The organism is Pseudomonas sp. ADAK2 (assembly GCF_012935755.1).
Taxonomy (GTDB): Bacteria; Pseudomonadota; Gammaproteobacteria; order Pseudomonadales; family Pseudomonadaceae; genus Aquipseudomonas.
The window spans coordinates 1,228,927-1,241,465 of record NZ_CP052862.1 but is presented as its reverse complement, the minus strand read 5'-3'; the positions used below and the strand labels follow the sequence as shown (position 1 = coordinate 1,241,465).

11 protein-coding genes are annotated in these 12,539 nt (G+C 60.2%); 2 read left to right on the top strand and 9 right to left on the bottom strand.

Features of this window, described 5'->3' with window-relative positions; translation table 11 throughout:
• Positions 1-3: 3 nt before the first annotated feature.
• The 6 genes from glgA to HKK52_RS05465 form a co-directional block, all read right to left on the bottom strand.
• The gene (gene glgA / locus HKK52_RS05490; protein WP_169369906.1) at positions 4-1,590 is read right to left on the bottom strand and encodes a glycogen synthase GlgA; all 1,587 of its coding nucleotides are present in this window, start codon (positions 1,588-1,590) and stop codon (positions 4-6) included.
• Between the two features lie 522 nt (positions 1,591-2,112).
• A complete protein-coding gene (locus tag HKK52_RS05485; protein WP_169369905.1) occupies positions 2,113-3,066 on the bottom strand; it encodes a D-2-hydroxyacid dehydrogenase family protein in 954 nt (317 codons plus the stop codon).
• 10 nt (positions 3,067-3,076) lie between these two features.
• Complete coding sequence (locus tag HKK52_RS05480) at positions 3,077-4,099, bottom strand: alpha/beta fold hydrolase (RefSeq protein WP_169369904.1); 1,023 nt, start codon at positions 4,097-4,099, stop codon at positions 3,077-3,079.
• A gap of 85 nt (positions 4,100-4,184) precedes the next feature.
• Positions 4,185-4,619, bottom strand: coding sequence for a YqaA family protein (locus HKK52_RS05475; RefSeq protein ID WP_169369903.1), 435 nt, complete (start codon positions 4,617-4,619; stop codon positions 4,185-4,187).
• The gene (locus HKK52_RS05470; RefSeq protein WP_169369902.1) at positions 4,619-5,065 is read right to left on the bottom strand and encodes a DUF411 domain-containing protein; all 447 of its coding nucleotides are present in this window, start codon (positions 5,063-5,065) and stop codon (positions 4,619-4,621) included. The genes HKK52_RS05475 and HKK52_RS05470 overlap by 1 nt, the downstream gene beginning before the upstream one ends.
• A 213-nt stretch (positions 5,066-5,278) precedes the next feature.
• Positions 5,279-7,270 (bottom strand): methyl-accepting chemotaxis protein, encoded by a 1,992-nt coding sequence (locus HKK52_RS05465; RefSeq protein WP_169369901.1) that lies wholly within the window; start codon positions 7,268-7,270, stop codon positions 5,279-5,281.
• Between the two features lie 414 nt (positions 7,271-7,684).
• On the opposite strand from HKK52_RS05465, the gene HKK52_RS05460 reads away from it, so the two are divergent.
• On the top strand, positions 7,685-8,203 hold the full coding sequence (locus HKK52_RS05460; protein WP_169369900.1) for a hypothetical protein: 519 nt from the start codon (positions 7,685-7,687) through the stop codon (positions 8,201-8,203).
• Between the two features lie 45 nt (positions 8,204-8,248).
• Here HKK52_RS05460 and HKK52_RS05455 read toward each other — a convergent pair whose 3' ends face one another.
• On the bottom strand, positions 8,249-9,244 hold the full coding sequence (locus HKK52_RS05455) for an aldo/keto reductase (RefSeq protein ID WP_169369899.1): 996 nt from the start codon (positions 9,242-9,244) through the stop codon (positions 8,249-8,251).
• Between the two features lie 118 nt (positions 9,245-9,362).
• Between HKK52_RS05455 and HKK52_RS05450 the strand changes: the two genes are divergently transcribed.
• Positions 9,363-10,289, top strand: coding sequence for a LysR family transcriptional regulator (locus HKK52_RS05450; protein ID WP_169369898.1), 927 nt, complete (start codon positions 9,363-9,365; stop codon positions 10,287-10,289).
• Here the strand turns inward: HKK52_RS05450 and HKK52_RS05445 are convergent.
• Positions 10,278-11,213: a GNAT family N-acetyltransferase gene (locus tag HKK52_RS05445; protein ID WP_169369897.1), complete on the bottom strand. Its 936-nt coding sequence runs from the start codon at positions 11,211-11,213 to the stop codon at positions 10,278-10,280. The two genes, HKK52_RS05450 and HKK52_RS05445, sit on opposite strands and share 12 nt — an antisense overlap.
• A complete protein-coding gene (locus HKK52_RS05440; RefSeq protein WP_169369896.1) occupies positions 11,210-12,499 on the bottom strand; it encodes a phenylacetate--CoA ligase family protein in 1,290 nt (429 codons plus the stop codon). Before HKK52_RS05440 ends, HKK52_RS05445 begins: the two co-directional genes overlap by 4 nt.
• Positions 12,500-12,539: the final 40 nt, after the last annotated feature.

The window sequence follows — 12,539 nt, the reverse complement described above, 5'->3', positions numbered from 1 at the left end:
TTTTTATTTATGGCCCGATTTGCCCAAGGCTTTCGCCACCAGTCGTTCGTAGAGTTCGGCGTAGGGTTCGACGGCCTTGCACCAGTTGAACGGTGCGGCCATGGCGCGGCAGCGCATGGCGTTGAGCAGTTCCGGGAAGGCAAATACCTTGAACGCGCGGCCCACGGCTTCGCGGTAGCTCTCGACCGTGGATTCGTCGAACAGGAAGCCAGTCACGCCGTTTTCAATGGTGTCGGCCAGGCCGCCGGTGTTGCGAGCCACCGGCAACGAGCCGAAGCGCTGGGCGTACATCTGGCTCAAACCGCAAGGTTCGTAGCGCGAAGGCATCAGCAGGAAATCACTGCCGGCGAACATGCGGCGGGCGTCGGTTTCATTGAAGCCGATACGCACCCCGACCTGGCCGGGAAAGCGCAGGGCCAATTCACGCATGGCTTGTTCTTCTTCCGGCTCGCCACGGCCGATGATTGCGATCTGGCCGCCGTTTTCAACGATGAAATCGGCCACCGCTTCTGTCAGGTCGAGGCCCTTCTGGTAGACCAGGCGCGAGACCACGGCGAACAGCGGACCTTCGGAGTCTTCGAGGCCGAACAACTCACGCACATGGGCGGCGTTGACCGCTTTGCCGTCCCAGTCGCCGATGGTGAACGGGCAGAACAGGTGCGGGTCGGTGGCCGCGTCCCAGCTTTCATCGATGCCGTTGGGAATCCCGCTGAGCAGGCCCTGCTGGGTCTTGGCGGCGAGAAAACCGTCGAGGCCACAGCCGAAGGCTGGCGTGGTGATTTCCTGGGCGTAGGTGGCGCTAACGGTGGTGATGTGGCTCGCATAGGCCATGCCCGCCTTGAGGAACGACATCTTGCCGTAGAACTCCATGCCTTCCTGTTGCAGCGCGTGCATCGGGATACCCAGTTCCGGGCAGGAGCCGAGACTGGTCACGCCTTGATAGGCGAGGTTATGGATGGTGAACAGGGTCGGGGTGCGCTGCCCACGCCAGTGCATGTAGGCAGGGGCGAGGCCGGCCGGCCAGTCATGGGCGTGCACCAGGTCCGGGCACCAGTGGATTTGCGCAAGGTTGGCGGCGATATCGGCTGCGGCCAGGCCCAGGCGGGCGAAACGAATGTGGTTGTCCGGCCAGTCGCGACCGTTGTTAGCGCCGTAGGGCGAACCTTCGCGCTCGTAGAGTTCGGGGCAGATCAATACGTAAATGACCAGGCCGTCCGGCATGTCCATGCGCCCGATCTTGCAGGGCGGCAATGCGGCATGACCGCCAAGTTCACCAATGATGTGGATCGGGTTCTCGCTGTGCAGCACTTGCGGGTAACCGGGGATCAACACACGCACGTCGTGCAAGTGCGCCATGGCCCGAGGCAGCGCGGCAGAGACGTCGCCCAGACCGCCGGTTTTCACCAAGTCGGCGATTTCCGAAGTGACGAACAGGACTTTTTTCTTGTTGGGGTTCTGACTGGCGACGGGGGCCAGGGTCTTGGTGCCGGGGACGCTGACTACTTTGGTGCTCGGGGCATTCACGGCGCTCGATTCGCCGACCTGCTGATGAGCACGTTCTCCCTGAATATCTAAAGCCGCACTAATCATATGAATCTCCCGTGTTGTTGATCTAATTCTAGGCCTGGCACAAACGGTGTTCGTGGCCAAATCCTGTGGCCGGGCGCAAACGCGCTACGCATCGAGGAGCAATGGCTGCCCAATACGCTAAAGCACAAAGGGTGGAGCGGCTCATACAAGGGTTACTGCAAGGATTGCACCAGTCGGAACGCCCCCGTCTAAGAGAGGACTCTGCACAACACGCAAAAGTTTCGACTATTTTCCCGCTTTGTGACCGACCGGTTTCAACCCGCGAAAATCAGTCTAGGCCAGAACTTAGAGCGGCACGGAGCAAATGGCAAAATTGTTCGACAATCGGTTTAAAGAGGTACGGACGTACTGATTTGGAGGGCAAACGCACCGACGAAGGGCATGTTTTTTTGGAATAGCGGGCCAAAATGTCACGGGGGATTCATATCGGTGTGCACGGGGAGCGAGTGTTTTGCACCGTTGCGGTGCACAGATCGCAGCCCTGTAGGAGATGCCGAAGGCTGCGATCTTTTGATCTTTGCTTTATTTCAACAACCGGATCGGTGCGCCCGCCGCCCAACCCTGTATATCCTCGATCATCTGCGAAAAAAACTGTTGGTAATTCTGTCGACTGACATACCCGACATGGGGCGTAGCCAGCACATTCTCCAGCGTGCGGAACGGATGATGTTCAGGCAACGGCTCCTGCTCAAATACATCCAGCGCCGCACCGGCCAGTCGATTTTTCTGCAACGCCTTGATCAGCGCCGCTTCATCGACAATCGGCCCACGGGCGGTGTTCACCAGCAGTGCAGTGGGTTTCATCCAGTCCAGAGCCTGAGCATCAACCATCCCGCGACTACGGTCGCTGAGCACCAGGTGCACCGACAGCACGTCAGCCTGTTCGAACAGCTCCTGCTTGTTCACATAGGTCACGCCGGCTTCAGCGGCGCGTTCGGCGGTGAGGTTTTCGCTCCAGGCGATCACGCGCATGCCGAACACCTGGCCGAACTGCGCCACGCGCTGACCGATGCTGCCCAGGCCGAGAATCGCCAGGGTCTTGCCATGCAGGTCGCCGCCCAGGCCTTGCTGCCAAAGCCCGGCGCGCAAGGCGTTGGCTTCGGCGACGAGGTTGCGGGTGGCGGCCATGATCAGCGCCCAAGTCAGTTCCGGGGCCGCATGTTTGTAGCTGTCGGTGCCGCTGACCTGAATCCCCAGCGCGGCGGCGGCTTTCAGGTCCAGCGCCGCATTGCGCATGCCGCCGGTGACCAGCAGTTTCAGCTTGGGTAAGCGGCGCAGCAGGTCTTCGTCGAACCGCGTGCGCTCGCGCATCACGCAAATCACCTCGAACCCGCCCAGGCGTTCGGCCAGGACATCGTTGTCGGCCGGGTAATCGTGGATAAAACTGACTTCGCCAAGGCTATCGAGCACTGACCAGTCCACCACGCCACTGGCCACGTCCTGCCAGTCATCGATCACCGCAATCTGCACTGCCATCAGCCTTACCTCATCCGCGAACAGGGTTGTATTTGCTTAGCCAGCCCAGCAGGGCCTGGTGGAATTTCGCCGGTTCCTCCATCTGTGGCGCGTGGCCCAGGCCGGGGAATTCGATCAGCGTCGATTGGGGAATGAGCTGGGCCACCTGCTTGCCGAGCACTTCATAGTGACCCATTTTCGCCTTGACCGCCGGTGGCGCGATGTCCTTGCCGATGGCGGTCGTGTCGGAGGTGCCGATCAGCAACAGCGTCGGCACTTTCAAATCCTTGAACTCGTAGTACACCGGTTGGGTGAAGATCATGTCGTAGATCAGCGCCGAATTCCATGCCACCTGGGCCTTGCCCGGGCCTTTGCTGAGACCGGCGAGCATGTCGACCCAACGGTCGAACTCGGGCTTCCAGTGCCCGGCGTAATAGGTGCTGCGTTCGTATTCGCGGATGCCGTCGGCGGTGACTTTCAGTTCACGGTCGTACCATTGATCAACGGTGCGATACGGCACGCCGAGGGCTTTCCAGTCTTCCAGGCCAATCGGGTTGACCAGCGCCAGTTGCTCGACCTGTTCCGGGTATTGCAGGGCATAACGGGTGGCGAGCATGCCGCCGGTGGAGTGCCCGAGCAGGGTGGCTTTCTGGATGCCCAGCGCCTTGAGCAACTGCTGGGTGTTGGTCGCCAGTTGCTGGAATGTGTATTGGTAATTGTCTGGCTTGCTGGAGGTGCAGAAGCCGATCTGGTCCGGGGCGATCACCCGGTAACCGGCTTCGCTCAAGGCCTTGATCGAACTGTCCCAAGTGGCGCCGCAGAAATTCTTGCCGTGCAGCAGCACCACGCTGCGCCCATTGGCCTTGCCATGGGCGGCGACGTCCATGTAACCCATTTGCAGGGATTTGCCTTGGGATTGAAAGGCAAAATGCTTGACCGTGTAGGGATAGTCGAAGCCTTGCAACTCCGGGCCATACGCCGGGCCTTCGGCGTGGGCCAGGACGGGCAGCGCGGCGGTCAGCAGCAGGCAGGGCAGCCAGCGGGAAGGGGACATAGGTTAACTCCATGGGAAATGCACGGATGCTGGAAGGGCATGATTAGGGCGACATTAAACACAGGCAATCAACGACCCTGATCGTTCAACTCATCCAGCCCAGGGTTGCCAGGGCCAGCACGGCGTAACGGGCGCCCTTGGCGAGGGTCACGATCAACAGGAACCGCCCCAGCGGCTCGCGCATAACGCCCGCCACCAGGGTCAGCGGATCGCCGATCACCGGCACCCAGCTGAGCAACAACGACCAATGGCCGTAGCGCTGATAATGTTTTCGGGCTGTTTCAAGATGCCGCGGGCTGACCGGAAACCAGCGTCGCCCGCGAAAGCGCTCGATGCCGCGACCCAGCCACCAGTTCAGCAGTGAGCCGAGGACATTGCCCAGGGTTGCGACGGCCAGCAGCGACCAGAGCCAATATTGGTCGCTTAGCAACAGCCCCACCAGCACCGCTTCGGACTGCAACGGTAGCAGCGTCGCGGCACCGAATGCCGATAAAAACAACCCGATGTAAGCGCCCAACATCAATGGGCGGGGTAGTCCGCCACCACGGTGTCAGTCCCGTCCTTTTTCAGGCCGATGATTTGATAAGCGTCGCTCATGCCGTCCATTTCCATGCCAGGCGAACCCATGGGCATGCCAGGCGCGGCGACCCCCAGCAGATCAGCACGCTTGCTCAGCGCCAGCACTTGCTCGGCCGGCACATGGCCTTCGACGAACTTGCCGTTGATCAACGCGGTATGACACGACGCCAGGCGGGGCGGCACGCCGTGCTGTTGCTTGAACGTGCTCATATCGGCTTCGACATGATCCTCGACCTTGAAGCCGTTGGCTTCCAGGTGGCTGATCCATTTCTTGCAGCAGCCGCAATTCGCATCGCGGTGCACTTCGATCGGGATCAGGTCGGCGGCCTGGGCCAGGGAGGAGAGAAACAAGGCGCTCAGGGCGAGCAGACGCAGGTGGGTTCGCATGGGAAGGTCTCGACTCGGGTGGCGGTCAAAAAAAGAGGCATTTTGACTGCTTTAGCCAATGAAGAGGAGTGAGAGTGTTTCGAAGTAATACGAGAACGACACCAATCCTGTAGGAGCGAAGCTTGCTCGCGAAGGCGTCGCGTCAGCCAACATCATCGTTGGATGTACCGTCGCTTTCGCGAGCAAGCTTCGCTCCTACAGGGATTTTGTTGACTATCGAACCTTGAACCGTCCCATGATTGAGCTCACCCGGCTATTGGCTTCCAGCAACTGCTGAGTATTGAGTTCACTCGCGTGACCACTTTTCACCAGTTCATCCACCATATGGCGGATCTGCACCATGCTGCGGTTGATCTCTTCGGTCACGGCGCTTTGCTGTTCGGCGGCGGTGGCGATCTGGGTGCTGAGGCTGTTGATGTGGCTGACGGAGCCGGCCATTTCATCCAGCCCGGAGTTCACCCGCGCCGTCGCGTCGGCGGCGGACTGGCAACTGGCCTGGGTGTTTTCCATGGCCGCTACCGAGGAACTCACGCCTTGGGTCAGGCGCTTGAGCATTTCGTTGATTTCCGAGGTGCTGGCCTGGGTCCGGGCGGCGAGGGCGCGGACTTCATCGGCCACCACCGCAAAACCACGACCCTGTTCACCGGCGCGCGCCGCTTCAATCGCCGCGTTAAGCGCCAACAGGTTGGTTTGCCCGGCAATCGCGCCGATCACCCCGAGAATCTCGGTGATCCGTTGCGCGTCCTGCTGCATGTTTTCGACTTTATGGGTGGCGCTGGCCACTTCTTCAATCAATGCCACGACACTGCTGGAGGCTTCACCCACCACGACTCGAGAGCGATCCGCGTGTTCGCTGGCGCGCTGGGTGAACGACGCGGTTTCGGCGGCGTTCTGCGCCACGCTGTCGGCGGTGGAGCTCATTTCGGTGATGGCGGTAACCGTCTGGTCGGTTTCCGAAGCGTGACGCACCAGGATCTGACTGGTGTGCGCCGAAGTCCGTTGCAGGTTGTCCAGGCTCGACGCCATGGCGCCGGTGGCCTGGGTCACTTCGCCGATCATGTTCTGCAAGTAGATGATGAAGGCATTGACCGAATGGCCGATGGCCCCCAGTTCGTCTTCGGCGCGAATGGTGATGCGCTTGGTCAGGTCGGCGTCGCCGGCCGACAGTGCATCAATGTTGGCCTTGAGAATCTTCATGCGGTTGATCAGTTGGCGAATCGCGTAGATCTGCAGCAGGACCAGCAGGATCACCATTGGAATCTGCAACAGGCTCAAGGTGTTCAGGACATCGTCACGCTGGGCGGTGATCAGTTTGGTCGGCAGGGCAGTGGCGAGGAACCACGGCGTGCCTTCGATCGGGCGCATGAAGAAGGTATTGGCTTCGCCGTTGTTGTCGAATTCGACCCGTTGTGCCTTGTCGCGGTTCTGCAAGCCGGCCTTGACCTGGCTGGCGAACGGCGAGTTGCCGGCCAGCTCACTGATGTTCTTCAGCACGACCGGCCCGCTGATGCGCGAGCTGTTGCTGATGATTTTGCCGTCGGCTTCGACGATCAGCATCTCGGCGCCGAGGTCTTTTTCCTTGCGCGCGATCAAGTCGTTGAAGAAGCCCAGGGTCACGTCGATGGTCGACACGCCGTAGGCCACGCCATTTTTCTGGATGGCCATGGCGCAGTTGGTGCGCGGCTCGGCGCTGGCGTCATCTTTATAGGCCGCGGCCCATGCGCACTGACCGCGAGGGGTGGCCATGCCGCCCTTGTACCAGGTCTGGTCGTAATAGTTGGGTGCGGCGTCGCTGTTCCAGAAGGTGTTCACCGCCAGTTTGCCGGAGCTGTCGCGGTGCCAGAAGGTGCTGAACTTGTTGCGTCCCGCTTCACGCTGGCCGGGCAGTGGCCAGATCCCGCCGCCAAACACTTTCAGCTCGCCGTACTGGTCCACCAGGCCGGGCAGCACCGTATCGATGGCGGCGCTGTCGAGCAGGGGAATGGTCTGGGTGATGCTGCGTTGCTGGGATTGCACCTTGTTCAGTTCGCCCTGGATCTGCTCGGCGACTTCGGCAATGCGATTGAGGGCCACCTGTTCTTCGGTGTGGCGCAGCTTCGGCGCGACCAATTGGCTGATGCCCACGACCGTGAGCACCGAGAGCAGCAGGATGAACAGGACCAGAAACAGCGTGTAGCGAGCCTGAATGGTACGAAATGCGGGCATGGGACCGGTCCTTGTGTTGCGTTTTTATTGTTGGAGTGTCGTGTTTGAAAAGGGGCTATCCAAGGCTTATCGGCCCGCCGGTGGCGAGCTTTAGTACGGACGTGCACGAAATGAGGTAGAGGGACAAACGGTACAGGAGAGGTGAGTGTCGAAACCGGTACAAACGGACAGACCCTGTAAAAAATGACAATCAATGTAGTGGCTATACCATGATCAAAAATTTCATCCAGGCCAATAAAACCGGGCACTTGGTGCTTTGTATCGAAAATGTACGATAATTGTAAAAAGTCGAAATATTAGTAGGTGGACCGTCGTTTCGCGCCGATACTTCCCCGCAATCATCTCGCTTAAACAAGGATTTTTTATGTTCTCGCAAGGACATCCGAAACTCGTCGCGCTGGCAGGAGTACGGTCATGACTATTGGTGTGGTCGGTAGCTGGACTGCCAAATCGGGCCTGCTGGTTCGCCAGGGTTCACCCAATTCCAAGCCGGTGTCCCAGAGTGCCAAGGTGCGGGAAATCCTGACCATGGTCGGCACCAACCCGACGATCCTCGATCGGGCGAAAATGGATGGCTTGCAACTGTTCAAGCAGGTCAAGGGTTTCGATCCGACGAACATCTCGACCAAGCAACTGGGCAACATGAGTACCTTTCTCAAGCAGAACGGCATCATCGGCGATGTGACCGCGCTGACCTTGCTCAACGCGGGTTCCCAGTTCGACAAGTTTGGTATTCCGACTGATCCCGACGCCAAGTTCAACGCGCTGGAATACTTTGCTACGCAACTGGACTCGATCCAGAACAACAACCTCAAGGGCAACAAGTACGCCAACTACCTGGTTCCTGAGTTCAAGAAAGCGATCTACGTGCTGCAGAACCTGAAGACCTACGGCGAAGGTAACGGCACGACCGTCAAGAAGAAGGACAAGTAACCTTCTGCCCCGATCAACCTATCGAGCGGGGCAGAAGTCGATGGCTCAGCGGTCGAGCAGCTTCATGACCTCTTCCGGGTAACGCAGGCCGGCGGTGGCATCGGCCGGGAAGATCGCTTCCAGCGCCTGCAGCTCGCCGGCACTGAGTTTCACGTCGAGCGCCGCGACATTTTCCTCCAGGTATTTACGTTGCTTGGTCCCGGGAATCGGGATCAGGTAATCGCCTTGCGCCAGGACCCAGGCCAACGCCAGTTGCCCGGCGGTCACGCCCTTGTCGGCGGCCAGTGTTTGCACCTGCTGCACCAGCAGCAGGTTTTTCGCGAAATTCTCCCCTTGAAAACGCGGGCTGAAGCGGCGGTAGTCATCCGCGGCGAAGTCGTCCGGGCTTTTCAGTGCGCCGGTCAGAAAGCCGCGACCCAGCGGGCTGTAGGGGACAAACGCGATACCCAGACGCTGGCACGCCGCCAGGCAACCGTTGTCTTCCTGATCGCGGCTCCATAACGAATATTCACTTTGCAACGCGCTGATCGGATGCACCTTGTGCGCCCGTTCCAGCGTGGCCGCCGAGGCTTCACTCAAACCCAGGTAACGCACCTTGCCGGCCTGCACCAGGTCGGCCATGGCGCCGACGGTTTCCTCGATGGCCACTTGCGGGTCGATCCGGTGTTGGTAGTACAAGTCCAGGGTGTCGACGCCCAGGCGCTTGAGCGTGCCATCGATCGACTGGCGGATGTATGCCGGGCGGCCATCGACACCCCGCGCGGTCGGGTTGGCCGGGTCGCGCACGATCCCGAACTTGCTGGCCAGGAACACCTGGTCGCGCTTGCCGGCAATGGCTTTGCCGATCAGCTCTTCATTGGTGTGCGGGCCGTACATGTCCGCGGTGTCGAGCAGGTTGATCCCCAGTTCCAGCGCCCGGTGCAGGGTAGCGGTGGCTTCACGGGTATCGGTGCCGGTGGTGTAGAAATCGGTCATGCCCATGCAGCCCAGACCGATGGCGCTCACGTGTGGTCCGTTCTTGCCCAATTGACGTGTTTGCATCAGATCAGCTCCTTGAAAGGTGAGCCGTCATTGTTCACCTCGACACAAAGCAGATAAACCGGCTAAAACTGCTATCACTATTCGTTATTTCTAAATAATCGGCAGGTACAGCAGAACCATGGACCGTCTCAACGCCATGCGCGTGTTTACCCGGATCGTCGAGTCGGGCGGCTTCGCCAAAGCGGCGGACAGCCTGCAAATGCCCCGGGCCTCGGTGACCATTCTGATCAAGCAATTGGAAGCCCACCTCGGTGTGCAACTGTTGCAGCGCACCACCCGGCACATCAGCCTGACCCTCGACGGCGCGGCGTATTACCCGCGTTGCGTGCGCCTGCTGGCGGATCTTGAGGAAACCGAAGCGGTGTTTTCCGCGGCCCGGCACAACCCCAAGGGCTTGTTGAGGGTGGACATGCCGGCGGGGATCGGGCGGCTGATCGTGATTCCGGCATTGCCACAGTTCACTGCCAGGTACCCGCAGATCGAACTGGAAATCAGCTTGAATGACCGCACGGTGGACCTGATTCGCGAAGGCGTGGATTGCGTGCTGAGGGGCGGCTCACCGCTGGATGAGTCACTGGTGGCGCGGCCGCTGGTCATGCTCGATCAGGTCACCTGTGCCAGCCCCGATTACTTGCAGCGTCATGGCGTGCCCCGGAGCCCGTCGGATCTGCAGGGTCATCAGATGGTGGAGTATTTCTCCGCCACTACCGGTGCGCGCTTCGGCCTGGAGTTTGTGGTCGAGGGGCAGGTGCAGCAGGTCAATCTGCCCAGGCAGGTGTCGGTCAACAGCGCCGATGGGTACATGGCGTCGTGTGAGGCCGGGTACGGGTTGGTCCAGGCCCCGTACTACCACGTTGCACGGCAATTGGACGAGGGGCGCCTGTGCGAGGTGCTCAGGGACGCGCCGCCACCGGGCATGCCGCTGACGGCGCTGTACCCGCCACACCGCCAGTTATCCCGGCGGGTGCGGGTGTTTGTCGACTGGCTGGTTGAGCTCTGCGCGCAACCGGGCCAGCATTTTTACCGAAGCGTCTCAGGCCGCTGAACGGGTGGCTTCGGCGCGTGTGGCGAGTTGCAGATTGTGATGCAGCTGTTGCATATGCGGGCAGAGCAGGTCCAGGTGGCGCACCCGGGCGCCGCGATGAAACAGGGCGAACCATCGGCCTTGATCAGGTGCGGGGATCAGCCCGCAGAAGACGAAACCTTTACTGTTCAATCGCTCACTGTCCTCGGCAAAGTTCGCTGACAGGGCCAGCCTGGCCGACATCAGCCAGCTCCCCGGCAATTGAGCCAACTGATCGAGCAGGCGTTTGCCCAGGCACTCGATGACGACATCCACGCGTTGGTGATGCTGTTTCATTTGCAGGGGCCGCGACGGGGAGTCCGGCACGCGCGGGTCGATACCGAACACCGAGCCCAGATGCTGCACGAACGCCCGGCAGCTGTCCGGCCAGGCAATATCGGGTAGCGGGCATGCACGCTCGGCGAGCGGATGAACACCGACGACAATGGTTTCCGGCAATGCCTCGGCGAAAGGCGAGGGCACGTAGTCCGGGAGCAAGCCGGTGCTATGGAACCCCAGTGTGTGCGCCATGCGCTGGGTGTAAGGGTGGTGGGTGACTTGTTTGATCAGGACACACCGGCCGGTGACCGCAGCGCATTGTTCCAGCAACTCACGGCCCAGACGGGTCGCGATGCTCTGTCCGCGCGTCGCCGGGTGCACGACGCTGAGGGCCAGTTCGGGGTTGTCGGTCGGGTGTTTGTCCCGGCATAACGCGGCATGACCGAGGACCTGCGAGCCCTCCACCGCGAGCATCGATTGCCAGCGACCCTCGTTGTTGTGCTGGGTGATCAACTTCGGCAGATACACATCCGGCTGCACGTAGTGATCGCCGTACACCTGTCGAAAAAGTCCGCTGACCGCCGTGGCATCGGAGGGCCTGAAGGGGCGGAAAATCAACTGACTCATGGCCCCGCCTCCGGTACAGGCGTGTACACCCGCAAGTCGAGGACTCGCAGTTGTTTGCCCGAGCGCGGGTGCAGCGCGAGATCGGTAATGGCACAGGGACTGACCTGGAAATCCAGCAGACCATCCTGGTCCAGGAGGTCGATGGCGGGGTAGTGGGCGATGAGTGCCTGGCGCAACGCCAGACTCTGCGCTTCGATGTTCCGGGCGCCGTCTTCGGGCACCCAATGCACACTCAACAGGTCTTTGTATTCGACCTGTTCAATACGCAATTGCCACTGATCGCTGTGGGTCATGCGCTGGATGATGTCGTGTATTTCGTCGGTCAACAGCGACATTACCCCCACGCGTACACGCTGACTGTGAACGCTGCGGCCCCTGAGGGCGAATTTGCGCCTCGGCGTTTCAGCAGGCTCAAGCCAGCAGGCGCGATCGCCCACCGGGTAGCGCAACAGCGGCATCAACCGACGATTCAGGTTGGTCACCACCAACAGGCCCACGCGGTTGCACTCGTCAATGATTTCGCCGCTGAGTTCGTCGATGATCTCCAGCACCGTGTGATGGTCGAACACCCGATGTTCGCCCAGTGCACAGTCACGGTCGCAGCTCCCGATCAAGCCGGCGTCGACACTGGCGTAACCGATGGAGGCGACGCGGGCATTGGGGAAGACCTTGGCGAAGATCGCCAGTTGCCCGGCAAATACGCTTTCCCCACCGTAGAGCAGGGTGGCGACACCGTCCAGCACGCGACCTTGTTCTGTCAGGTACGCCGCATACTTGAGCAACTGGGCCGGTACGCCCGACAGGACATTGATCCTGTGGTCGCTGATCGCCGCTGTCAGCCCCTGGAAATCGACGTGGCCGGTAAACGGGAATTCACTGATTGCAACCCGGACATGGGCCAGTGAATCGTGGATAAACAGGAAACTGGCGCACAGGTCCCCGGCAAAAAACAGATTGGCAACCCGGTCGCCATTGTTCAGTTGAGACGACAGGTTTTCACCGAAAGCGGTGACCAGCGTTTGCCATTCATCGTGAGTGTAAACCGCCAGCTTGCCCACGCTGGTGGTGCCCCCGGTTTTAAACAACAGCCCATCTTCGACAGTCGCTGTCAGGACCGGCCATTGTTTTAAATCATGGCTGCCGGCCCAATAGTCACTTGCGTCGATGACGGGAATATCGTTTAACGTGAATCCCTGCGGGGGTAAATATTTAAGATGGTGGTTATAGAAGCGTGAATGTTCGCGTATGTATTGCACCAATTGTTCAAGCGTAAAAAGTTCTTTCATTGGAATTCCATTCCCGGTATCAGGCGTCTGGTTAAATAAT